This is a genomic window from Mycobacterium sp. E2479, assembly GCF_001667925.1.
Classification (GTDB): domain Bacteria; phylum Actinomycetota; class Actinomycetes; order Mycobacteriales; family Mycobacteriaceae; genus Mycobacterium.
On sequence record NZ_LZJR01000073.1, the window covers coordinates 50,288 to 73,914 of the forward strand.

22 protein-coding genes are annotated in these 23,627 nt (G+C 68.3%); 13 read left to right on the forward strand and 9 right to left on the reverse strand.

Annotated features, from left to right (window positions below; translation table 11 throughout):
• Nucleotides 1–32 precede the first annotated feature (32 nt).
• Nucleotides 33–3,206: an adenylate/guanylate cyclase domain-containing protein gene (locus tag A5686_RS09870; RefSeq protein ID WP_067933601.1), complete on the reverse strand. Its 3,174-nt coding sequence runs from the start codon at nt 3,204–3,206 to the stop codon at nt 33–35.
• A gap of 158 nt (nt 3,207–3,364) precedes the next feature.
• On the opposite strand from A5686_RS09870, the gene A5686_RS09875 reads away from it, so the two are divergent.
• Both A5686_RS09875 and A5686_RS09880 read left to right on the forward strand, forming a co-directional pair.
• Nucleotides 3,365–4,594: a cytochrome P450 gene (locus tag A5686_RS09875; RefSeq protein WP_082947568.1), complete on the forward strand. Its 1,230-nt coding sequence runs from the start codon at nt 3,365–3,367 to the stop codon at nt 4,592–4,594.
• A gap of 116 nt (nt 4,595–4,710) precedes the next feature.
• A complete protein-coding gene (locus tag A5686_RS09880) occupies nt 4,711–5,949 on the forward strand; it encodes a cytochrome P450 (RefSeq protein ID WP_067933603.1) in 1,239 nt (412 codons plus the stop codon).
• Between the two features lie 15 nt (nt 5,950–5,964).
• On the opposite strand, the gene A5686_RS09885 is transcribed toward A5686_RS09880, so the two are convergent.
• The 6 genes from A5686_RS09885 to A5686_RS09910 form a co-directional block, all read right to left on the reverse strand.
• Nucleotides 5,965–7,119, reverse strand: a complete 1,155-nt coding sequence (locus tag A5686_RS09885) for a glycosyltransferase family 1 protein (protein WP_067933605.1) — start codon at nt 7,117–7,119, stop codon at nt 5,965–5,967.
• Nucleotides 7,120–7,170: 51 nt separating this feature from the next.
• Nucleotides 7,171–7,725 carry a DUF3592 domain-containing protein gene (locus tag A5686_RS09890; RefSeq protein WP_156750022.1) on the reverse strand — a complete coding sequence of 185 codons (555 nt, stop codon included), beginning with the start codon at nt 7,723–7,725 and terminating at the stop codon, nt 7,171–7,173.
• 14 nt (nt 7,726–7,739) lie between these two features.
• Entirely contained in the window at nt 7,740–9,386 is a 1,647-nt protein-coding gene (menD, locus tag A5686_RS09895; protein WP_067933609.1) for a 2-succinyl-5-enolpyruvyl-6-hydroxy-3-cyclohexene-1-carboxylic-acid synthase, read from the reverse strand.
• 92 nt (nt 9,387–9,478) lie between these two features.
• Nucleotides 9,479–10,267 carry an alpha/beta fold hydrolase gene (locus A5686_RS09900; protein ID WP_067933611.1) on the reverse strand — a complete coding sequence of 263 codons (789 nt, stop codon included), beginning with the start codon at nt 10,265–10,267 and terminating at the stop codon, nt 9,479–9,481.
• Nucleotides 10,264–11,244, reverse strand: coding sequence for an o-succinylbenzoate synthase (locus tag A5686_RS09905; protein WP_067933613.1), 981 nt, complete (start codon nt 11,242–11,244; stop codon nt 10,264–10,266). The genes A5686_RS09900 and A5686_RS09905 overlap by 4 nt, the downstream gene beginning before the upstream one ends.
• Entirely contained in the window at nt 11,241–12,845 is a 1,605-nt protein-coding gene (locus A5686_RS09910) for an amidohydrolase (RefSeq protein WP_067933615.1), read from the reverse strand. Before A5686_RS09910 ends, A5686_RS09905 begins: the two co-directional genes overlap by 4 nt.
• A 111-nt stretch (nt 12,846–12,956) precedes the next feature.
• Here A5686_RS09910 and fadD8 point away from each other — a divergent pair, with 111 nt between their 5' ends.
• From fadD8 to A5686_RS09960, 10 genes are all read left to right on the forward strand, one after another.
• Entirely contained in the window at nt 12,957–14,576 is a 1,620-nt protein-coding gene (fadD8, locus tag A5686_RS09915) for a fatty-acid--CoA ligase FadD8 (protein ID WP_369829692.1), read from the forward strand.
• A gap of 108 nt (nt 14,577–14,684) precedes the next feature.
• Nucleotides 14,685–15,140, forward strand: a complete 456-nt coding sequence (locus tag A5686_RS09920) for a nitroreductase/quinone reductase family protein (RefSeq protein ID WP_067933619.1) — start codon at nt 14,685–14,687, stop codon at nt 15,138–15,140.
• Between the two features lie 13 nt (nt 15,141–15,153).
• Complete coding sequence (locus A5686_RS09925; protein WP_067933621.1) at nt 15,154–16,056, forward strand: 1,4-dihydroxy-2-naphthoyl-CoA synthase; 903 nt, start codon at nt 15,154–15,156, stop codon at nt 16,054–16,056.
• 39 nt (nt 16,057–16,095) lie between these two features.
• On the forward strand, nt 16,096–16,992 hold the full coding sequence (locus A5686_RS09930) for an SDR family oxidoreductase (RefSeq protein WP_067933622.1): 897 nt from the start codon (nt 16,096–16,098) through the stop codon (nt 16,990–16,992).
• 26 nt (nt 16,993–17,018) lie between these two features.
• Complete coding sequence (locus A5686_RS09935) at nt 17,019–17,426, forward strand: VOC family protein (RefSeq protein ID WP_067933624.1); 408 nt, start codon at nt 17,019–17,021, stop codon at nt 17,424–17,426.
• A gap of 97 nt (nt 17,427–17,523) precedes the next feature.
• Nucleotides 17,524–18,765, forward strand: a complete 1,242-nt coding sequence (locus A5686_RS09940; protein ID WP_067933626.1) for an inorganic phosphate transporter — start codon at nt 17,524–17,526, stop codon at nt 18,763–18,765.
• A complete protein-coding gene (locus tag A5686_RS09945) occupies nt 18,765–19,064 on the forward strand; it encodes a hypothetical protein (protein WP_067933628.1) in 300 nt (99 codons plus the stop codon). Before A5686_RS09940 ends, A5686_RS09945 begins: the two co-directional genes overlap by 1 nt.
• A 56-nt stretch (nt 19,065–19,120) precedes the next feature.
• Complete coding sequence (locus A5686_RS09950) at nt 19,121–19,423, forward strand: DUF3349 domain-containing protein (RefSeq protein WP_067933631.1); 303 nt, start codon at nt 19,121–19,123, stop codon at nt 19,421–19,423.
• Nucleotides 19,424–19,491: 68 nt separating this feature from the next.
• Complete coding sequence (gene menE, locus A5686_RS09955; RefSeq protein WP_067933633.1) at nt 19,492–20,583, forward strand: o-succinylbenzoate--CoA ligase; 1,092 nt, start codon at nt 19,492–19,494, stop codon at nt 20,581–20,583.
• 35 nt (nt 20,584–20,618) lie between these two features.
• A complete protein-coding gene (locus A5686_RS09960) occupies nt 20,619–21,980 on the forward strand; it encodes a hypothetical protein (RefSeq protein WP_156750023.1) in 1,362 nt (453 codons plus the stop codon).
• Between the two features lie 12 nt (nt 21,981–21,992).
• Here the strand turns inward: A5686_RS09960 and A5686_RS09965 are convergent, their stop codons facing one another.
• Nucleotides 21,993–22,655 (reverse strand): DUF2064 domain-containing protein, encoded by a 663-nt coding sequence (locus A5686_RS09965; RefSeq protein ID WP_067933636.1) that lies wholly within the window; start codon nt 22,653–22,655, stop codon nt 21,993–21,995.
• The gene (locus A5686_RS09970; RefSeq protein ID WP_067933638.1) at nt 22,652–23,314 is read right to left on the reverse strand and encodes a glycosyltransferase family 2 protein; all 663 of its coding nucleotides are present in this window, start codon (nt 23,312–23,314) and stop codon (nt 22,652–22,654) included. The genes A5686_RS09965 and A5686_RS09970 overlap by 4 nt, the downstream gene beginning before the upstream one ends.
• A gap of 78 nt (nt 23,315–23,392) precedes the next feature.
• Between A5686_RS09970 and A5686_RS28265 the strand changes: the two genes are divergently transcribed.
• Nucleotides 23,393–23,627: hypothetical protein (locus A5686_RS28265; RefSeq protein WP_197520537.1), on the forward strand; the 235-nt coding region annotated here is incomplete at its 3' end.

Sequence of the window (23,627 nt, forward strand, 5' to 3'; positions counted from 1 at the left end):
TTGGGCAAAGTCTTTAGAGTCTCTCGCCGCCGTCATGGCATCGCCGCGGCCCGCGCGATGTGGCCTTCGTACCCGTGTTCGTCGGCCATGGCGCGATACCGATCCCGGAAGTCCTGATAGGAGGCGTCCTCACCGCGCGCTCGCGCCAGCAGCGCCCGCAGTCGTAGTACCCAGACCTCACGTATCGCCAGGAACTCTTCGGCCGGCTCGTTCGCCAGCCGCTCGATTGCCGCCTCGGCTTCGGCCACGTGATCGACGGGTGCGCAATCGAGCAATGTCTCCACCAGAGCGCCCGTGGCTGGAAGGCCCCAACCCAGCCCCAGCCCCTTGCGGAACAGATGGTCGACCGCGGCAAGCATGAGCGGTATGGCCTCATCGCGGTCTCCACGGCGAACCTTCTCCCGCGCCAAGTACACCTCGACGATCGATAACTGCGACAGGAGATATCGACGGCGTACCGACCCATTGTTGGACTCGGCTAGCAGCTTTCGCCCTCGGTCCCGCTCCTTGGCCGTCTCTCGGTGCACCAGCGCAACACCCAACGTCATCCGCGCGATTGCCAGTGCCATATCATCACCGGATCGTTCGGCGATAACTAATGAGTTTTCGATCTCGCGTACCGCACGGTCGTCGGATCTCATTGCGCCGTAGGCTATTCCCGCGAAGTATACGTATGCCACGACCGTGACGTAGGACATGGGGTCGGTGCTGCGGGCCATGGCCAGACCCTGCTCCAGGCCTTCTCGCCATCCGCCGCGGCCGAGGGCATAACGACCGATCGCCCGGTTCGTCAAGGCGAGCGCAAGGGGAGATCCGATGATGAAGTTGCCTTTCGCCGGATCACCGGCGGCCAGGTCGATGACTCTCTGGGACCACCGCAATACATCCGAATATTCGGCGTTCTCACCCTTGGTGAAGATGGGCGCGACGGACAGCCCCACTGTCAGGGTGGGCTCGTCGATCGACTCGATGAGAGCCATGGCCTCCGATGCCAGCCGCGATGCCTCCCGCAGCCGGTCGTCAAGCGCATGATCCATCACCAGCCCTACCATGCCAATGGCCAGTGAGGCCTTGTCTCCCGCGGCGGCGCACAGTTCGCGAAATTCCTCAAAGCGCTCACCGGCCACGTGCTCGTTGACCCGGAAGGCGATGCCACACAACATGGTTCGGGGTGCGATGCGCATGGTCAATCGGTTGGGATCGTCCGCGGGTAGCGCGTCGGCGATCGTTCGGGCGCGCTCCCAGCTCAGCCAGGCCGCGGCGATGTCACGGTTGGTCGCCCATGCCGCCGCCCGCATGTGCCAGCCATAAGCGCCGTGCTCGTCACCGGCGGCCTCCAAATGTTCGGCTATCAAGGCGGCATTTTCATCGGCCACGGCCGGAGCACGTGATTCGATCGCTGCCGCAATGCGCCGGTGCAGCTCGGCGCGATCCGACCTGAGCTGCGATTCGTAGGCCACCGTCCGAATCAGCGGATGGTAGAACACATACTCCGATCGCTGGCCGGACCCGATCCGATTGATGAGCTGGGCCGACACCAGCTCCTCGAGCGCGGGCTCGATGCCCAACGTCTCCAACAGGTCCCGGTTGAAGTTCGAGCCGATGACCGCCGCCGCGCTCAGGGTGCGTTTTGCCTTCACGTCCAGCCGGTCGATGCGCGCGGCGATGGTGGCCTGCAGCGTGGCGGGCACGCGCACCGCGGCCCCGTCCGCCGTCGAGCTGTACGCGCCCGAGGTGCCCTGCAGCACGCCGCGATCAGCAAGCTCTCGCACCATTTCTTCGGCGAAGAACGGGTTTCCCGCGGCCCGCTCGGTGATCCTGGTGGCCAACTCACCGACTGTCGGGTGTGTTCCGAGCAGCTGCAAGACCAATCCTGCGGTTTCCGGATCACTCAGTGGCGGAAGGGCGATGGTTCGGGCGCCAACAACCCGGCTCAACGCACCGTGGTATTCGGGACGGTAGGTGACCAATGTCAGCGTGCGTGTCTGCGGGATCACGGTGATGAAATCGGCCAGCAGTGACTCGCTGACCTCATCGATCCAGTGGGCGTCTTCGATGACGTAAAGCGCCGGCGTTTCGCGGGCCAGCGACGCTGCGTTGACCAGCCCGGTCAACCGCCGCCTCCGCGCATCCGGATCGATCTTGGGCAGTCCCACGTCGGGGTCGGCGATGCCCAGTAGGTCGTCCAAGAGCAGCAAGTCCTCCGGTTCCGCGTCGCGAGCCTGAGACCGGATCCGCTCCCGGGCGGCGGGCGGGTCAAGACCATTGATGCCCGTGACCGCGCGCAGCAGGCGCCCCACGGCGTGGAAGGGGATCTGGCTGGTGTGTGATTCGCAGGAGGCGACGAACACGTCGACGCCGCGAACTGCTGCCATCGCGGAGACGTCACGCGCCAGACGGCTCTTGCCGATACCCGGTGGCCCCACCACGCCCACCACCGCGCCGTCGCCCTCGAGTGCGCGCTGCAGCAAACCCTCGACCGCCGACATCTCCTCGCGCCTACCGACCAGCTTCGACTCGGCATGCCAGTCATCGCGCTGCTCGTCGCCCATGCCCAGCAGCCGATGGGCCGGCACTGGCGTGTCGGAACCCTTGATGTGAACCAACTCGGGTGCACCGAGGTTCGCCGCGCCTTCGACGAGTCGGGCCGTCGACGCGCTGAGCATCACCCCGCCCGGCGGAGCCGCCGATTCCATCCGCTGAGCCATGCCGACTTGCTCGCCTATGGCGGTGTAACCGAAAGGCCCCGAGCCGATTTCGCCGACGATCACCTGCCCGGAGTTAAGCCCCACCCGTAACCGCAGATCTACCCCGTCGCGGGCGCCGACGTCGACGGCAAGCCGCGTCGTGTCCTCCTGAACCCCCAACGCCGCCAAGCAGGCGCGAACGGCATGGTCCTCCAACGCAACCGGCGCGCCGAACACCGCCATGATGCCGTCGCCGGTGAACTTGTCCACGGTGCCGCCATATCGCTGCACCACCGCCGCGCAGAGGTCGGCGACATCCGCCATGATCTCTCGGAGCCGCTCCGCGCCCACCGCCGCGGCGATGTCCATCGAATGCACTACATCGGCGAACAAGACCGTGACCTGCTTGTACTCCGCGCGGGTATCGGGTCCTTTGACTGGCGAGCCGCAGCCGTGGCAGAACCGAGCGTTCTCCAGAGGCTCAGTGCCACACGTTTGGCACGCCGCTATGGCCGTCATTCGACCCTCCGCCGATCGGGCCCCCAAGGTTTTTAGAGTCCTCAAAGGATAGGCGGTTGGGTCGTTCCCGCGGTACTGACCCGTATCAGGTAGTCGAATACCCGAGTCATCCGGTCAACTTCGGAGGAAGATTGCGCACAGCTGCCCGGAGGTAGACCGTGACCGAAGACGCAATCAGCATTGGTGGAGTCGATCTCGCCGACCCACGCACGTACGCGGCGGGCATACCGCACGAGGCGTACCGCGCGCTGCGCGAGCGCATGCCGGTGGCATGGCACCCGTATCAGGACGGACCGGGGTTTTTCGCCCTGACCGGCTACGACGAGGTTCTAGCCGTCTCCCGCGACAGCGTCACGTGGTCGTCGGAGGCGACGGCGGTGTGGTTCGAAACACCCAGTGCGGATGACCTATTCGACCCGCGGGGCGTCATGATGATCACGATGGACCCGCCGCGCCACACCGCGCTGCGGACCCTGGTCAGCAAGGGGTTCACGCCGCGACAGGTCGCCAAACTCAATGCGCGCATCGAGGACATGGCGGGCGACGTGGTCGACACCGTCGTCGAACGAGGCGAGTGCGACTTCGTCAAGGCGGTCGCCGGGGCGTTGCCCTCATACGTCATCGCCGAATTGCTCGGCATTCCACTGATAGACGGTTACCGACTCTACGAGCTGACCGAAATCATGAATACCGGGCTGCTCGGCGACCAGCACGCCACCCAGGCAGCGATGGAAATGATGGCGTACTCCACAGACCTGATGGCCCGCAAGCGCGCGCATCCCGAGGATGACATCGCCACATCGCTGCTGCATGCCGAAGTCGATGGTCAATGCCTCACCGACCTGGAATTCAACTCCTTCTTCATGCTGCTGATCAACGCGGGCGGCGACACCACCCGCAACCTGGTCGCCGGCGCCATGTGTGCGCTGATGGAGAACCTCGAGCAGCGCGCCAAGCTGGAGGCCGACCCGTCACTGCTGCCGACGGCGGTCGAGGAGCTGTTGCGCTACGTCAGCCCGGTGATAGCGTTCACCCGGACGGCCATGGAGGACACCGAGCTGCGCGGGGTGCCGGTCAAGAAGGGCGATCGGGTGGCGATGTTCTACCCGTCGGCCAATCGGGACGAGAAACTTTTCGCCGATCCCGACCGACTCGATCTGACCCGAAACCCCAACCGGCACCTTGCATTCGGCGCGGGGGGCACACACTTCTGTCTCGGCGCGAACTTGGCCCGAGTGGAAGCTTGCGCGCTGATATCCGAGGTGTTGACGCGGATGAAGAACCTTGAGCCGGCCGGTCCCGTCGAACGGATGGCGTCGACCTTGATCAACGGCATCCATTCGATGCCGGTTCGGTTCACGCCGGGTTGCCCCGTGCGCACTCGGTGATCGCGTGAGATAAGTACCAGGACCCCAAGACAGGTAGTCGGCTACGCGTGTGCTTGACGGCCCAGACCTCGAGGCTGGGACATGAAGGTAAGCACCAACGACTTCTGGGGGCCACCATGACCATCACAGTTGACGCGCCGAGTTGCCCGAGCGTCTTTGATGCCGGATTCCCGACGATCGACTATGAGCATTGCCAAAGCCTGGAAGAGGCACACACGATCATCCGCCAGGTGCGGCAACAGGCGCCCATCGCCATCGGCCCCCATGGGCCGGAGTTTCTGACCTACGAACTGGTTCGAACCGTCCTGCGTGACCCGCGATTCCGCGTACCCCAGGGCATGTTCCTGGCCTCGCAAGGCATCACCAGTGGCCCGCTGTGGGAGCGGGTCGCAACGAACCTGATCAGCCTTGACGGGCCCGCGCACCAGCGGCTGCGCCGCCTTGTATCCAAGGCCTTCACACCGCGAGCCACCGCGCGGCTGAGCACCACGATCGTCGAGGTGATCAACGAACTGGTGGACGAACACAGCGCAACCGGGCGCTGCGACGTGGTCAGTGACATCGCCCGGCAATATCCGATCCCGATCATCTGTGCGCTTCTGGGCGCCCCGGCCGAGGATTGGAAGCTGTTCTCGGAATGGACGGACGACATCTTCAAGGCCTTCAGCTGGGAGGTCGCCACGCATGAGCGGACCATCTTGGCGGCATGGGATGAGCTCGACGCCTACATCGACGACATGGTCGCTCAGCGCCGGCTCACGTTGACCGACGACCTGCTCTCGGATCTGATCCGCGCCGAGGATGACGGCGATCGCCTCAACGCCGAAGAGCTGCGGATGCTGGTAGCGGGCCTGTTGATGGCCGGCACGGACACAACGCGCAACCAGTTGGCCGCCTCGGTGCAGGTGCTGTGCGATCACCCCGACCAGTGGGCGCTGCTGGCCGAACGTCCCGAACTCGCGGCGAACGCCGTCGAAGAGACAATGCGCCATTCGCCGATCGCAGGCCTCACCCTCCGCGTTGCCCTCGAGGACGTCGAGATCGCCGGATTCATGATCCCGGCCGGCACGCTGGTGATCGCCAACACCGCCGCCGCAAACCGCGATCCCGCCGTCTACGACGACCCCGACCGCCTGGACATCACCCGCGACGACCCCCTGCCGATGCAGACGTTCGGCGCCGGCATGCACTACTGCCTCGGTGCCAACCTGGCCCGACTGGAGCTCGCCGAAGCCCTGACGGTCATGGCGCGCCGCATGCCCAATGTCCGTCGCACCGGCCCCGCCCCGTGGAAGCCGCTCACCGCAATCAGCGGACCGGCTACGCTGCCAATCGAATTCGACGCGGGACGGTAGGCGCCGACCGCTCGTTCACTGGCCCTGCGCATACCGTCCGGCGATCACCTGCCGTCGAGCCGACGGCGACAGCACCGCCTCGTAGTGGCCGAGCAGCTCGTCACAGATGACCGGCCAACTACGGCCGAGCACGCTGCGCCTGGCCGCCGGCGCGTAGCGATGGCGTTCGTCGATCAAATGGGTGACGGCCGCGGGCAGCCTCGCCTCGAACTCATCGACACCCAGCAACAAGCCGGTACGCCAGGGTGTGACGAGGTCACGCGGGCCGCCGGCGTCGGGGGCGATCACCGGCAACCCCGACGCCAGCGCTTCTTGCACGACCTGACAAAACGTCTCGTGCTCACCGGGATGCACGAACACGTCCATGCTGGCGTACGCCGCGGCGAGTTCGTCGCCGTATAGCGCACCCGTGAAAACCGCTGTCGGCATTGCCGATCGCAGCTTGTTGCGGTCGACACCGTCGCCCACGATGACGAGCCGAACCGCGTCGTCGGCGGCAAGCCCGATGAGACGCTCGACGTGTTTCTCGGGTGCGAGGCGACCGACGAACCCGACGATGGGCTTGCCCTGCGGCGACCACCGTCGTCGCAGCGCCTCGCTACGCGCGGACGGGGCGAACCGCAGCACGTCGACACCGCGCGCCCATCGGTGCACCCGCGGAAACCGATGAGCGACAAGCGCTTCCATGGTCACGCTGGACGGTGCCAGGGTACGGTCGGCGAGCCCGTGCAGATGACGAAACCACGCCCAGGCGGCCCGCGCGGTCATCGGAATGCCGTAGCTCGCCGCGAACCCAGGAACGTCGGTTTGGTACACCGCGACCGTCGGCACCCCCAGCCAGCGGGCCGCCCGCACCGCGCCATAGCCCAGCAGCGCCGGCGAAGCCAGATGCACCACATGGGGATCGAACCCGCGCAACACCTTCACCAGCCGGGGCGTGGGCACACCGAGCGGCAGGGTGCTCACCTTGGGAAACATCCGGGACGGGACCCGGTGAACGCGGATCCCGTCGTAGATGCGATCCGCCCTGCGCTGGCCAGGAGGCGTGTCGGGCGCGATGACGAGGGCCTCGTGACCCGTCCGGCGCAGATGCTCGAGCACCCGGATCACCGAGTTGCTGACACCGTTGACCTCGGGGTAAAACGATTCCGCGACGATGGCAACGCGCACGGCACCACCGTGTCAGTCTCGGCTGTCGATAAGGTTGCCTGCGGGCATACGTCACGCGAAATCTGCAGGTCCGGCGCTTTTAGCTACCTGGTTTTCGGCCGCGTCCGGCGGCACGTCGCGACGGTCGAGCCACTTGTCCAGCAGCGCCAGCGCGATCAGCATCGCCGCCCCGGCGAGCCAGCCGACCACCGCGATGGATCCGGCGGGGATGATCGCCAGCCCGGCATTGCGATGCTGCACGCGCACCAGGTTCGGATCGTTCTTGTTGTACTCGACGTAGATCCGCATCCCGGTGGCCAAGTGGGACGGGTAGAGCACCCCGAGCTCGGGACGATAGGTGACCCGCTCGGGGGTGACGAATTCGATGGTCGAACGGCGCGGCCCGGCACTGAGCACCTCCGCCTGAGCGACACCCATGTTGTGGCTGATCGCGATGTCGTCACGCCAGGCACCGGCCACCAGCAGCATGGATTGCAACGTGACCAGTCCGGCGACGATCAGCACCGCGATTCTGGCCCACCGCAACGCAATCCTGGCACGGGTTTTCGGCGGTTCGTCACTACGACCATGAATCAGTAAGCGCAGCAGAACCTTTGCGGAGGTCACCATCTATGTGCGCCTCATAGGGCGGCCTTGATGGCGGCGTGCAGCTGCCGCAGCGACGACCGGTCGGCCTTGACCTCCAGCACCCGCATTCCGGACCCGGGTTCGTCGAGCGCCGTGGGCAATTCGCCGACCTCGATCTGGCGGCTCTCCACGTGGTAGGCCCGGCAGAGCGCGCCCACGTCGACGTCGTGCGGTGTGCCGAAGATCCGTTGCGAGACGTCGGAGAACCGGGGGTCGCCCTGTTCGAGCAACTCGAAGATGCCGCCGCCGTTGTCGTTGGATACGACGATCGTCAGCCTGCGCGGGGTGGGCTCGGTGGGGCCGATGAGCAGCCCGGAACTGTCGTGCACGAACGTCAGGTCGCCGATCAGCGCAACGGTGCGCGCCGGGCTGTCCGGCCCGCCCGCGCGTTCGTGCGCCAGAGCCGCCCCGATGGCGGTGGAGACAGTTCCGTCGATGCCGGCGACGCCGCGGTTGGACCGCACCCGGATGTTGCGGGTGTCCAGGCCGACCAGCGCCGCGTCGCGGACCGGGTTGGATGCCCCGAGTACCAGCTGATCGCCGGGCACCAGCGCGTCGGCCACAGCCGCTGCGACGTGCAGGCCGGTGGTCAGCGGGTGCGCGTCGAGCTGGCTGCGCACGGCGGCCAGCGCGTGCCGGTTGGCCTCCGCGCAGCGATGCAGCCACGCCGGGTTCGGCGCTCCAGCGGTGACCGCCCGAGTCCCGGTGGCCTGCGAATTGCCCGAAACGTCCGGCCAGCGCGGCCCGGTGGTCAGTGCGAACACCGGCACCTGCGGGTCGGCCAGCAACGCCGATACCGGCCGGTGCAGGGTGGGGCGACCGAGCATGATCACCTGCTTGGGCCGCAGCAGGGGCAGCGCCAGTGGGTGCAACGGGTTGGCCGGGGCGGGCGCCGTCGGCTCGGCGACGGTCGGCAGCTGCGCCAGATTGGGCTGCACACCCGCGCCGTGACCCGCGATGACGACCGTGTCGGGGGACAGGTCGATCTTCAGCGGCTGGTCGAAGCTGACCGGCGGTGTGTAGGTCCACGGCCGCCCGCCCGGGCGGCCCTGCGGCGTCGCCGTTTGCGGGTCGGGGTCGGGCACCAGCGGCTCGCGCAGCGGGATGTCGAACTGCACGGGGCCGGCGTTGGCGGTACGGGAACCGGTGGCGGCCACCAGCACCCGGCACGTGGCCGATCGCCAGGTGGCGTTCGCCGAATCCAGCCGCTCGGGGGCGTCCTCGGCCAGGCCCAGGCTGATAGTGGCCCGCACCTGCGTTCCGAAGTAGCCCAGCTGCTCCATCGTCTGGTTGGCGCCGGTGCCCAGCAACTCGTAGGGCCGGTTGGCCGACAGCACGATCAGCGGCACCCTGGCGTAGTTGGCCTCGATCACCGCCGGGCCCAGGTTGGCGACGGCCGTGCCCGACGTCATCGCGACGCAAACCGGCGCGCCGGCCGCGATGGCCAGGCCGATGGCCAGATAGCCGGCGGTGCGCTCGTCGATGCGGACGTGCAGGCGGATGCGACCGGACCGGTCGGCGTCCTGCAAAGCGAAAGCCAGCGGGGCGTTCCGCGACCCCGGGCAAAGCACCACGTCGCGGACACCGCCGCGAATCAGCTCGTCAACGACGACGCGAGCCTGTGTCGTCGAGGGGTTCACTCCTACAGGGTGTCACAGCCCGCTGACGATGCCCGCCGCGCTGCGGCGGGATGAGGAAGCGGGCCATCCGACAGCAGCTCGAGGAGGCGCACTCAGCCCTTGGCGTCGCCGAAGAACTTGAGCATGGCCGCGTTGACGGCGTCCGGCCGCTCGAAGAACCCGAGATGACCGGCGTCTGGTATCTCCACATAACGGCCATTGGGCAGCGCGTCCGCCACCTCGCGGCCCATATGCGGCGGGGTCAGCACGTCGTCGGAGAAGCCGATCACCAGCACCGGGGTCGCGATGCTGCGGTAGGCGGTCAAGCGGCTGGTGTACGGCGCGATGTCGAGCTGCGCCCGGGTGCCCGGGGTGGGCTTCAGCGGCCAGGTGGAGAACATCGCGATCCAGTCGGCGACCGCGGTGTCATCGTTGAGCGTTTTGCGGGAAAAGTTTTCCAGCAGGCGGATTTTGGCGTCGTAGGCGGCCGGCATCTCGACACCGGTGTCGGACAGCTCCGCCTCGGCGTCGCGGAAGAACTGCCGGGCCCGGTCCATGCGGCCGCGGGTGCCCATCAGCACCGCCGAGCTGACCAGCTCGGGCCGGGCGAGCATGAGCTCCTGGGCGATGAACGCACCCATCGACATCCCGACGATGCGGGCCGGGGCCGCATTCAGGCCCTCGATCAGCGCCGCGGTGTCGGCGACCATGGTCTCCGTCGAGAATCCCTGGGCGTTCTCCGTGGCGCCGACTCCGCGATTGTCGAAGGTGATGACCCGGTAGCCGGCCGCCAAAAACGCGGGGACTTGATAGGGGTGCCAGGTCCGTCCGGCACCGCCGTGGCCGGCGATAAATACCACGGGCTCACCGGAGCCGCGGTCGTCGTAAGCCAGGTTGATCACCCGGACGACGGTACAAGCAACCGGTGGCACGCCTTGACCCGGTCGATCCACCACTGTCGCCGGTCCGGCGCCGCCCGCAGCGCCCGCAGCCGCTCCGGGTCGGGCGTGACCGGTCCCACCGGCAGGGCGCCGTCGACGGGCGCGGCGGTCTCGGCGACGTCGTCGACGAACAGCCCGCCGGTGCCCAGGCCGCAGGCGTGCCGAAGTTGCGGCAGGGCCGCCGCGGCGCTCAGGCCGGCGCCGATTCCGACCGCCGAATCCAGCGCGCTGGAGACCACGACCGGGATGTCGAGCTGCGCGGCGATGTCGAGCATGGCCGAAATCCCGCCCAGCGGAGCGACTTTGAGCACCGCGATGTCGGCGGCGTGCGCGCGGACCACGGCCAGCGGGTCGTCGGCCTTGCGGATGCTCTCGTCGGCGGCGATCGGCACGTCTGGCATATCCGGACGCCGGCGCAGCTCCGCGAGCTCGTCGACGCGCGCGCAGGGCTGTTCGAGGTATTCCAGCGGCCCGTCGGCCGTCAGCGCGGTCGCGGCCCGCACCGCCTCCTCGACGCTCCAGCCGCCGTTGGCGTCCACCCGCACGGTCGGGACCAGTTCGCGCACCGCGTTGACCCGTGCGACGTCGTCGGCCAGCGTCTGCCCTGGCTCGGCCACCTTCACCTTGGCCGTGCCGGCGCCGGGAAAGCGGGCCAGCACCTCGCTCACCTGTGCGGCGGGGACGGCCGGCACCGTCGCGTTGATCGGGACGCGGTCGCGCCGGGTCGGCGGCGGCTTTCGGTAGGCGGATTCGATACCCGACGCCAGCCAGTGCGCGGCCTCGCGCGGCTCGTATTCGACGAAGGCCCCGAATTCGCCCCAGCCGGCCGGGCCGTCGATCAGCGCCACCTCGCGAGTGGTGATGCCGCGGAAGCGCACCCGCATCGGAAGCGCCACCACATGCAGGCGGTCGAGCAGGTCCTCGAGGGTCGGCGTCACGCGCCGTGGACCTGGCGGCCCGCCAGATACGTCGCCCGCACCTCGAGGTCGGCGATCTTTTCGGGCGGCACGGTTCGCGGGTCGGCAGACAGCACCACCAGGTCGGCGTACTTGCCGACCTCCAGCGAGCCGACGACGTCGTCGGAGAACAACTGCCAGGCCGCGTCGATGGTCTGCGCGCGGACCGCCTGCTCCACGGTCAGGCGTTCCTCGGGTCCGAGCACCCGGCCGCTCGGGGCCGTGCGCGTCACGGCCACGCTGATGTTGCGCAGCGGTTCTTCGGGCGTGACGGGCGGGTCGTTGTGCAAGGAGATGCGCATCCCGGTGGCCACCGCGGATCCGGCTGGCATCCAACGGGTTCCGCGCTGCTCGCCAAAGAGGCCGTCGACGATGACGTCACCCCAGTAGTGGATCTGATCGACGAAGATGCTGCAGGTCACCCCGAGGTCGTGGGCGCGCCGCAGCTGCTCGGGCCGGATGGCGCCGACGTGCTCGAGCCGCAGCCGATGGTCGTCGCGCGGATGGCGGCGCAACGCCTCTTCGTACACGTCGAGGATGGTGTCCACGCCCGCGTCGCCCTGCACGTGGCAGGCCATCGGCCAGCCCAGCGGAAAGTACGCGCCGACGATCTCGTGCAGCTGCTCGGCGGTGTAGTTGGCGCAGCCGCAGGAGCCCGGCGCGACGCCGATGATCCGGGTGGCCTCGGTGTCCAGGTAGGGAAACGACAGGTCGATGTTGCCGATCCAGGGCGAGCCGTCGACCCAGATTTTGATGCCGACCTGCCGCAGGATGTCGTCACCTTGTCCGGGTGTGGCGGCGGTGGACATCTGCGGGTTGGAGATCTCGTAGGTGCGCAGCCGCACCGTGAGGCGCTCGCGCAGCTGCTCGACCACCGGCCGGAAATTCGGGTCGAAGGCCATTTCCGAGCAGGTGGTCAGGCCGGCGCGGTTGAGCCGGGCGCACTCGGCGAGCAGCATCTGCGGGTAGTCGGCGAAGTCGATGGCCCCGCCCAGCAGCGGGAACACCGCGCCGGTTTCCTCGGCGGTGCCGTCGAGTTCACCGTTGGCGTCGCGGCCGTACCTGGCGCCCTTGGGGTCTGGGGTATCGCGGTTGAGCCCATGCACCTTGGCGGCGCGTGAATTGAAGTAGGCCTTGTGCCCCGAATTGTGGATGATCACCAGCGGGCTGTCGGGCGCGATGCCATCCAGCCAGCTCAGCGTGGGTTCCGGAAGCCCGCGCTGCAGCAGCGGGTCCCAGCCGTTGAGGAAGGCGCCGTCGGAGCCTCGCCGGGCGACCTCGGAGTGGATCGCCGCGACGACGTCGTCCGCCCTGCGCATGGTGACGGGCCGGATGTCGACGAGGCGGTCCGACAGCGCGACGGCCTCCATCAGCGGATGCCCGTGCGCCTCAACGAATCCCGGCATGACACAGCCGTCGCCGACATCGACGGTCCGGGTGCCGGGGCCGGCGAATTCGGCGACCTCGGGGGCGTCGCCGACGGCGATGATCCTGCCGTCGGCGACGGCGGGCGCCTCGGCCGTGGGCCGCGCCTCGTCGACGGTCAGGATGTTTCCGGTAACGACGAGATCTGCATCGGCCATGGGGAGGAATCGTACTGATTGCCGGTGTCCAACAGGGTGCGCCTGTCCCAAATTGCAACACGTTCTAGTCTTGCTCATGAGTCGCGTCGGCGACGATGCTACAGCGATGTGATGAGGAGGAGCGGCGCCATGACGGCCGACCAGTTGCGCACCCCGACCCATAACGGCCACCTGCTCGTGGGGGCGCTCAAGCGCCACAAGTCCAAGCCGGTGCTGTTGCTCGGCGACACCACGCTCACCGGTGGTCAGATGGCCGAGCGGATCAGCCAGTACATCCAGGCGTTCGAGGCGCTGGGCGCGGGCACCGGCGTCGCGGTGGGGCTGCTGTCGCTCAACCGCCCCGAGGTGCTGTTGATCATCGGTGCCGGACAGATCCGGGGTTACCGGCGTACCGCCCTGCATCCGCTGGGCTCCCTCGACGACCACGCCTACGTGCTGTCCGACGCCGGCATCAGTTCGCTGATCATCGACCCCAACCCGATGTTCGTCGAGCGGGCGCTGGCGCTGCTCGAGAAGGTGCCCGGGCTCAAGCAGATCCTCACCATCGGTCCGGTGCCCGAGGCACTCGGCGGCGTGGCGGTGGACCTGGCCGCCGAGGCGGCCAAATACGACCCGCAGCCGCTCGAGGCCGCCGAGCTGCCGCCGGATCAGGTCATCGGCCTGACCTACACCGGCGGCACCACCGGCAAGCCCAAGGGCGTGATGGGCACCGCGGCGTCGATCTCCTCGATGACCCAGATCCAGCTCTCGGAGTGGGAGTGGCCGGAGGAACCGCGGTTCTTGATGATCACCCCGCTCTCGCACGCCGGCGCCGCGTACTTCCTGCCGACGCTGATCAAGGGCGGCGAGATGCATGTGCTGCCCAAGTTCGATCCCGCGGAAGTGCTGAAAATCGTTGAATCCAAGCGCATTACGGCCACGTTCCTGGTGCCGTCGATGCTGTACGCGCTGATGGATCACCCGGATTCGCACACCCGCGACCTGTCGTCGCTGGAGACGGTCTACTACGGCGCCTCGGCGATCAACCCGGTGCGGCTGGCCGAGGCGATCCGCCGGTTCGGCAAGATCTTCGCCCAGAACTACGGGCAGTCCGAGGCGCCGATGGCCATCACCTACCTCGCCAAGGGCGAGCACGACGAGAAGCGGCTGACATCCTGCGGGCGACCGACGCTGTTCGCGCGGGTGGCGCTGCTCGGTGAGGATGGCAAGCCCGTTCCGCAGGGCGAGCCGGGCGAAATCTGTGTCAGCGGACCGCTGTTGGCCGGTGGCTACTGGAACCTGCCGGAGGCGACAGCCGAAACGTTCAAAGACGGCTGGCTGCACACCGGCGACATGGCCCGCGAGGACGAAGACGGCTTCTACTTCATCGTCGACCGGGTCAAGGACATGATCGTCACCGGCGGTTTCAACGTATTCCCGCGCGAGGTCGAGGACGTTGTCGCCGAGCATCCGGCCGTCGCCCAGGTGTGCGTGGTCGGCGCGCCCGACGAGAAGTGGGGCGAGGCGGTCACCGCGGTGGTGGTGCTGCGCTCGGATGCGCCCCGCGATGACGCGGCGATCGAGCAGATGACCGCCGAGATCCAGGCCGCGGTCAAGGACCGCAAGGGCTCGGTGCAGTCGCCCAAGCGCGTGGTGCTCGCCGATTCGCTGCCGTTGACCGGGCTGGGCAAGCCCGACAAGAAGGCGGTGCGCGCGCAGTTCTGGGAGGGCGCCGCCCGCTCCGTGGGCTGAGATTGGTGTTGCGCCGAGTGTGCGCCTGGCCGCACACTGGCGGTCGAACGTGCGGCTGGCCGCACACTCGGCATCGGGGCGCGGCAGGCCTGAAGTAACGTCGCTGGTATGGCCAGTGGCAAATCGGTCAAGCCGCCGTGGTGGCTGAAGCCGGCGAACAAGGTCTTCATCCGGATGACACGGCTCGGCATGAGCTTCGGCGGCGAAAGCCCCGTCGTGTTGACGGTCAAAGGACGTAATTCCGGCCGTGACCGCTCGACCCCGGTGACACCGATGACGGTGGACGGCAAACGGTATGTGGTGGGCGGATTTCCGGGGGCGGATTGGATCCGGAACGTCCGCGCCGCCGACCATGTGACGGTGGCGCGCGGCCGAAACCGTGAACGAGTACGGATGGTGGAGTTGTCCGTCGACGCGGCGCGGCCGTTCTTGCGGGCGTTTCCCACCGAGGTGCCCACCGGCGTCGGCTTCATGAAACGCTCTGGGTTGGTCAAGGACGGACGTCCCGAGGAGTTCGAGGCGCTGGCCGGCGTGTGCCCGGTATTCCGGCTGGACCCGGCATAGGAGTTCAAAGAGATTGAGTGACAACCCCTTCGATGCGCAAGCGTGGCGTCCGGTCGACGGGTTCGACGACCTGACCGACATCACCTATCACCGCCACGTCAATGACGCGACCGTCCGGGTGGCGTTCGATCGCCCCGAGGTGCGCAACGCCTTTCGGCCGCACACCGTCGACGAGCTGTACCGGGTGCTCGACCACGCCCGGATGTCTCCCGACGTCGGCGTGGTGTTATTGACCGGTAACGGACCATCGCCCAAGGACGGCGGCTGGGCGTTCTGCTCCGGCGGCGATCAGCGCATCCGCGGGCGCAGCGGTTATCAGTACGCGAGCGGCGACACCGCCGACACCGTCGACACCGCCCGCGCCGGCCGGTTACACATCCTCGAGGTGCAACGGCTGATCCGGTTCATGCCCAAGGTGGTCATCTGTCTGGTCAACGGGTGGGCCGCCGGCGGGGGGCACAGCCTGCATGTGGTGTGCGACCTCACCCTGGCCAGCCGCGAACACGCCCGGTTCAAGCAGACCGACGCCGACGTCGGCAGCTTCGACGGTGGTTACGGCAGCGCGTATTTGGCGCGTCAGGTCGGGCAGAAGTTCGCCCGGGAGATCTTCTTTTTGGGCCGCCCCTACACCGCCGAGCAGATGCACCACATGGGCGCGGTCAACGCCGTCGTCGACCATGCGCAGCTGGAATCGGAGGCCATCGGATGGGCGCGCGAAATCAACGCCAAATCGCCTCAGGCACAACGCATGCTGAAGTTCGCGTTCAACCTGCTCGACGATGGCCTGGTGGGCCAGCAGCTGTTCGCGGGCGAGGCCACCCGGCTGGCGTACATGACCGACGAGGCCGTCGAGGGCCGCGACGCCTTCCTGGAAAAGCGGGATCCGGACTGGAGCCGGTTCCCCCGCTACTTCTAGCGGCAAGCGCGCCGGGGCCACCGCATAGACTCGCGTCACGTGAGCAAGAGTCCCCTGCGCCGGATCGCCGACCAGCTGGTGCTGGCGACCATGCGTCCCCCCGCGGCGCCGCAAGTGCTGGTCAACCGTCCGCTGATCAAGCCGATCGAGCTGGCCCGCAAGCGCATCCTGCTCACCGGGGCGTCGTCCGGGATCGGTGAGGCCGCGGCCGAACAGTTCGCCAGGGCGGGTGCCACGGTGGTCGTCGTCGCACGCCGCAAGGATTTGCTGGACGCGCTGGCCGAGCGGATCACCACCGCCGGGGGGGATGCGTTGTCGATCCAGTGCGACGTCTCGGATATGGACGCCGTCGATACGCTGGTCGCCGACGTCGACAAACGTCTCGGCGGAATCGACATCCTGATCAACAACGCCGGCCGGTCCATCCGCCGGCCGCTGGCCGAATCGCTGGAACGGTGGCATGACGTCGAGCGGACCATGGTGCTCAACTACTACGCGCCGCTGCGGCTGATGCGCGGGCTGGCGCCGGGGATGATCGAGCGCGGCGACGGCCACATCATCAACGTCTCCACCTGGGGGGTGATGTCGGAGGCCTCGCCGCTGTTCGCGGTGTACAACGCCTCGAAGGCGGCGCTGTCGACGGTCAGCCGGGTGGTGGAAACCGAGTGGGGCGACAAGGGGGTGCACTCCACCACGCTGTACTACCCGCTGGTCGCCACCCCGATGATCGCACCGACGAAAGCCTACGAGGGGGTGGCCGCACTGACCTCAGATGAGGCCGCCGAATGGATGCTCACCGCGGCCCGTACCCGCCCGGTGCGCATCGCACCACGGATCGCGATCGCCGGCCGGGCGCTGGACATCTTCGGCCCGCGCTGGGTGAACGCCATGATGCAGCGCCAAAGCATCCAGCCCAACCGCAATACCGATGGCTGACCCGGCCGGGTGGTAGACACGATTTCATGGAGATCCTGGCCAGCCGGATGCTGCTGCGGCCGTCGGACTATCAGCGGTCACTAGCCTTCTACCGCGATGAGATAGGCCTGGCGATTTGGCGCGACTACGGCGCCGGGACAGTGTTTTTCGCGGGCCAATCGCTGCTGGAGCTGGCCGGTCACGGCGCGCCCGACCCCACTGAGCGGGCCTTCCCCGGCGCACTGTGGCTGCAGGTCCGCGACATCGAGGCCACCCAAGCGGAGCTGGCGGGTCGCGGGGTAAAAATCGCCCGTGAAGCGCGGCGCGAACCGTGGGGCTTGAAAGAGATGCACGTGACCGATCCGGATGGCCTCACGCTCATCTTCGTCGAGGTGCCGCCGGAGCACCCGCTGCGGCGTGATACACGAGGTGAACGACAGGGAAACGACGGTTAACTGCGAGGTAACATCTGGCGACGGTTCAAGGTACACCCGCGTTTCGGCTCCCGCGGTATTCGACAATGCGAACCTCCAACCACCAGAATCAGGCGATGTGAACATCCAATTGTTCCTCTTGACCATTGTCGTAATCACGGCATTGGCTTTCGATTTCACCAACGGCTTCCATGACACGGGCAACGCGATGGCGACCTCGATCGCCAGTGGTGCGCTCAAGCCCAAAGCAGCGGTCGCGCTATCTGCGGTGCTGAATCTGGTGGGCGCGTTCATGTCCACCGCCGTCGCCGCAACGATCGCCAAAGGCTTGATCGACGGGCACATCGTGACGCTGGAGCTGGTTTTCGCCGGCCTCGTCGGCGGCATCGTGTGGAACCTGCTGACGTGGCTCCTCGGTATCCCCTCGAGTTCGTCGCACGCCCTGATCGGCGGCATCGTCGGCGCCACCATTGCCGCCGTCGGCGCGCACGGCGTGATCTGGAAGGGCGTGGTGTCCAAGGCGATCATCCCGGCCGTCGCGTCGGCGATCCTGGCCATCCTGATCGGCGCGGTAGCGACCTGGCTGGTCTACCGGATCACCCGCAATATCCCGAGCAAGCGCACCGAAGCCGGCTTCCGATACGGTCAGTGGGGCTCGGCATCGCTGGTATCGCTGGCCCACGGCACCAACGACGCGCAGAAGACGATGGGCATCATCTTCCTGGCACTGATGTCCTACGGCTCGGTCAGCAAGACCGCCTCGATGCCGCCATTGTGGGTCATCGTCGGCTGCGCCTGCTCGATGGCGCTCGGCACCTATCTGGGCGGCTGGCGGATCATCCGCACCCTGGGCAAGGGGCTGGTCGAGATCCAGTCGCCACAGGGAATGGCGGCCGAGTCCTCGTCGGCCGCGGTGATTTTGCTGTCCGCCCACTTCGGCTACGCGCTGTCGACCACCCAGGTCTGCACCGGCTCGGTGCTGGGCAGCGGACTGGGCAAGCCCGGCGGCGAGGTCCGCTGGGGCGTCGCCGGCCGCATGGGCGTCGCGTGGCTGGTCACGCTTCCGCTGGCGGGGCTGGTCGGCGCGATCACGTACTGGATCGTGCATCTTATCGGCGGCTACCCGGGCGCCATCGTGGGCTTCGCGCTGCTCATCGCGGTGTCGGCCACCATCTACGCCCGCTCGCGCAGGGTCAAGGTCGACCACCACAACGTCAACGCCGAATGGAAGGGCGACCTGACCAGCGGGCTTGAGGAGCCCGACGATCAGCGCCCGGCCTCGGACGCCGGCCCCACACTCGGCGGCGGTATGCCTTCTCCACTGGACTCCGACGACCCGACGATCAAGGCGAGCGCCTGATGAGTCACGTCAGCGACTGGTTCAACTACCAGGCCTCGCTCAAGATCCTGGTCTTCGCCATGCTGGCCGGCGCCGCCCTACCGGGGTTGTTCGCCCTGGGTCTGCGATGCCAGGCGATCGGCGCCGGACAGGTCAGCACCGATAGCGGGCCGCCACAGAAGAACCCGGCGTTGCTGGCGATCGCGTTTGCGATCTATGCGGTGGTGATCTTTGTGATCGCCCTTGCTTTGCTGTACATCTCGCGGGACTTCATCGCCCATCACATCGGCTCCCCGTTCCTCGGCGCCAAACCCAAGTAGCATCAATTAATGCCCACCGATTTGCTCAGCCAAAAACCGGGGGGAGCTGCACCAGCATGAACGGGTTCCTCAATTCCATCGTCTCCTGGCTTCGCGCGGGATACCCGGAAGGGGTTCCGGCGACCGACACCTTCCCGGTGCTGGCGTTGCTGACCCGCCGGTTGTCCAACGACGAAGCCAAGGCGGTGGCCTGTGAGCTGGTTCGCCGCGGCGAGTTCGACGATGTCGACATCGGCGTGCTGATCACCCAGATCACCGACGAGCTGCCGTCGCCCAGCGACGTCGAGCGGGTACGCGTGCGGTTGGCGGCCCAGGGCTGGCCATTCGACGACGCCGACGAGGCCGGGGACCCGGCATAGCCGTACTGCGCGCGCTGCATGTCCCGCCGGGCTCGGCGGCCTCGTCGCTGTTGCCCGCACTCGAACGCGTGCTGGACGGCCGTGACCCCGCATTGGTCGCCCTGGCCGGGGCCGATGCTCGTGAGTCGAATGCGCTGCGGGCGGGTCTGCGCGTCGGGGAGGCCATCGACGACGACGTGGCCCTGGTCGCGGCGACGTCGGGAACCACTGGGGTTCCCAAGGGCGCGATGCTGACCGCCGCCGCCCTCACCGCCAGCGCGATGGCCACCCACGACCGCCTTGGCGGCCCGGGCAGCTGGCTGCTCGCCTTGCCGCCCCATCACATCGCGGGGGTCCAGGTATTGGTGCGCAGCGTGCTCGCCGGCTCGGCGCCGGTGGAGATGGACGTCTCCGCAGGGTTCAAGGTCGACCAATTACCCGCTGCCATAAGGGGTTTGGGTCAGGGAAGACGCTACACCTCGCTGGTCGCCGCGCAGTTGGCCAAGGCACTCGGCGACCCGGCCGCCACGGCCGCCCTCGCCGAACTGGACGCCGTGCTGCTCGGCGGCGGACCCGCGCCGCGGCCGGTTCTTAACGACGCGGCCGCGGCGGGCATCACCGTGGTCCGCACCTACGGCATGAGCGAGACCGCCGGGGGGTGCGTGTACGACGGTCTCCCGCTGCACGGGGTCCGGCTGCGCACGGTCGACGGGCGCATCGTCATCGGCGGCGCGACGCTGGCCAAGGGCTACCGCAACCCGGTTGACCCGGATCCGTTCGCCGAGCCGGGCTGGTTTGCGACCGACGATCTCGGCGCCCTCAGCGACGCGGGCGTGCTGACCGTCCTGGGCCGCGCCGACGACGCGATCAGCACGGGTGGGTTGACGGTGTTGCCGCAGCCGGTCGAGGCGGCGCTGTGCAGTCATCCGTCCGTCAGCGATTGCGCGGTGTTCGGAGTGGCCGACGACAGGCTGGGCCAGCGGGTGGTCGCCGCGATCGTGGTGCGCGACGGCTCCGCCGCGCCGACCCTGGACGCGTTGCGAGCGCAGGTGACGCGCACCCTGGACGCCATTGCCGCGCCGCGCGAGTTGCATGTCGTCGACGCACTGCCGCGCCGCGGCATCGGCAAGGTCGATCGGACGGCGTTGGTACGCCGGTTCGCCGGCACGAGCGATCAATAGGCTGTTCGTCCGTGAGGATCGCTCGACGGGGGGCATTGCGCGAAGCGGTCGCGGTCACGGTCGGGGCGGTGCTGGTGGCGGCGGCGTTTGTGCTGCCGCGGGTGAACTCGGGCGTGCGGCCACGTCAAGACGTCGGCCCCGAAAGGTTCGCCACCCACGCCGGCTCCGCGCCGATCTTCGGCGAATGGTTGATCCACGCCAGCTGGGGTACCGGACCCGCGATTGCCATCGCGATCGCCGTCGTGGCGTGGGGACCCCTTCTGGCGCAACGCCTTTCGTGGCGGGTGGTGACGCTGGGCAGCTGGGCCACCGCATGCGGGTGGGCGTTCGCTCTGGCGATGATCGACGGGTGGCAGCGCGGCTTCGCCGGCCGGCTGACCACCCGGGACGAATACTTGTGGCAGGTGCCCGGCATCACCGACATCGGTGCGACCCTGCGCACATTTGCCAGCCGTATCGTGGACTACCAGCCGAACTCGTGGACGACGCACGTGTCGGGGCATCCGCCCGGTGCGCTGCTGACCTTCGTCTGGCTGGACCGGCTCGGCCTGCATGGCGGCGCCTGGGCCGGGCTGCTGTGCCTGCTGGCCGGCTCGAGCGCCGCGGCCGCGGTGGTGATCGCCGTGCGGGCGCTGGCCGACGAACGGACCGCGCGGCGCGCCGCCCCGTTCGTCGCCCTGGCGCCGACCGCGATCTGGGTGGCCGTCTCCGCGGACGGCTACTTCGCCGGGGTGGCGGCGTGGGGCATCGCCCTGCTGGCGATGGCGGTGCATCGCCCGGTCCGCTTCCCCGCGCTGACGGCCGCGGGCGCGGGCCTGCTGTTGGGCTGGGGGGTGTTCTGCAACTACGGCCTGATGTTGGTGGGGTTGCCGGCGTTGGCGGTGCTGGCCGCGGCCCAGAACACGAGGAATGGCTGGGCGGACTGGCGAGCGATCCTGCGGGCCCTGGGCCCGGCGGCGCTGGGCGCGATCGCGGTGGCGGTGACCTTTGCGATCGCGGGATTCTTCTGGTTCGATGGCTACACCCTGGTGCAGCAACGTTATTGGCAGGGCATCGCCAAAGACCGCCCGTTCCACTATTGGAGCTGGGCCAACCTCGCGTGCGTGGTGTGCGCGATCGGGCTGGGTAGCGTCGCCGGTATCAGCAAAGTGTTCGACTGGCCCGCCATCGCTCGCCGCTCCGGTTTCCATCTGCTGTTGTTGGGCGTGCTGGCCGCAATCGTCGTCGCGGACCTGAGCATGCTCAGCAAGGCCGAGGTGGAACGAATCTGGCTGCCGTTCACCGTCTGGCTCACCGCGGCGGCCGCCCTGCTGCCGGCGCGGTCACACCGGATCTGGTTGGCGCTCAACGCCCTCGGTGCGCTGGCGCTCAACACGATCATCCTGACGCACTGGTAGGAACCCGATCGCCTAGATTCCGGCGGCACGGGTGACGCGGGCGAACCGGCTGGTGGGTGCGCAGGCGTCGCGCACCACCGCGATGTCGTCGACAAAGTCGACATCGGCCAGCGTACCGACGGTCACCACTTCGATGCCGTTGTCGCGCAATGCCTTCACGGTCAACTCGCCGGTTTCGGGCACGGACATCGGCACGTTGCACAGGCAGCGTGCCATCGCGGAATCCGCGACTCCGAGCACCCACCAGCCGCCGTCGCGGGCCGGCCCGAGAACGGCCGGCGCCTCGAGCAGCCGGTGCGCGCAAGCCGTCAACAGGTCCGTGCTCACCTGAGGGGTATCCATCCCGATCTGCAACACCGGAAGCCCGTCGGCCGCGTCGGCGTGCGCGTTGGCCAGCTTGGCGGCGAAATCCTTTCCGCGCTGGGGAATCACCGTGAACGACGCCAGCCGCTGCCGGATTTCGGCGGCGCTCGCCGCGGCGTCCAAGTCGCCGGCCAGCGCCACCACCCGCGCCGTCACCGGCGCGACGGCCACGGCGTCGAGGGTGTCAAGCAGTGCGGCGGCGGCGATTTCGGCGGCGACGCGGTCGCCGACGGCCGCCGCGAGCCGCGTCTTGGCCCTGCCCGGCTCGGGCGCCTTCGCGACCACCAACAGGGTGACCGGAAGGACGCTCACGAAATCACCTTCCAAAAATCCAGGATCGCGGTGATGCTGCCCCGCAGCGAACCGCTGACCTTCGACTTGCCGCCCGTCCGGGGGCCGTAGCTGACGTCGAGTTCGACGACGCGCCAGCCGGCGGCCGCCGCCCGCACCAGCAATTCCAGCGGATAACCCGATCGCCGGTCGGCGACGCCCAGCTGCAACAGCGCGTCGCGCCGGGCGACCCGCATCGGCGCGATGTCGTGCACCGGCAGGCCGTGGCGGGTGCGCAGTCGCCAGCTCATGACCACGGTGCCCACCCGGGCCACCCAGGGCCAGTGCAGCCCGGGTACGGGCCGGCGCCTGCCGGTCACCAGGTCGGCGCCGCGCTCGAGCTCGGCGATCAGCCGGGGCAGATCGGCGCCATCCATCGAGCCGTCGGCGTCGATCACCGCCACGATCGGGGTCGTCGCGGCCAGCACGCCCGCGTGGACGGCCGAGCCGTACCCGGCCCGCGGTTCGGCGACGACCTGGGCGCCGTGCCGGCGTGCGACCCCGGCGGTGTCATCGGTGCTGTTGTTGTCCACCACCAACGCTTGGTAGCCCGCGGGTATGGCGCTTAGCACCGCGGGCAGCGACTCCTCTTCGTTGAGGCAGGGCAGGACCACCGTGACCAGGCCATCGGTGTCGGGCACCCTCAGAAGCCGTGGTGGGGGAAGGGCTGCTGCGGGAACACCGGCTGCGAATGCGTCGGCGGCGGCAGGGTCTGCTGGGTGTGGGTCGGAATCGGCGCCTGGGTGGCCTTGGTGCTCGGCGGCGAATACGTGCTGGGCGGCGGCGCCTGGGTGGTTGCCTTCGTGCTGGGCGGTGAATATGTCGTCGTCGGAGGCGAATACGTGGTCGTCGGGGGCGAATACGTCGTCGTCGGAGGCGAATACGTCGTCGTCGGAGGCGAATACGTCGTCGTCGGCGGCGAATACGTCGTCGTCGGCGGCGAAAACGTCGTCG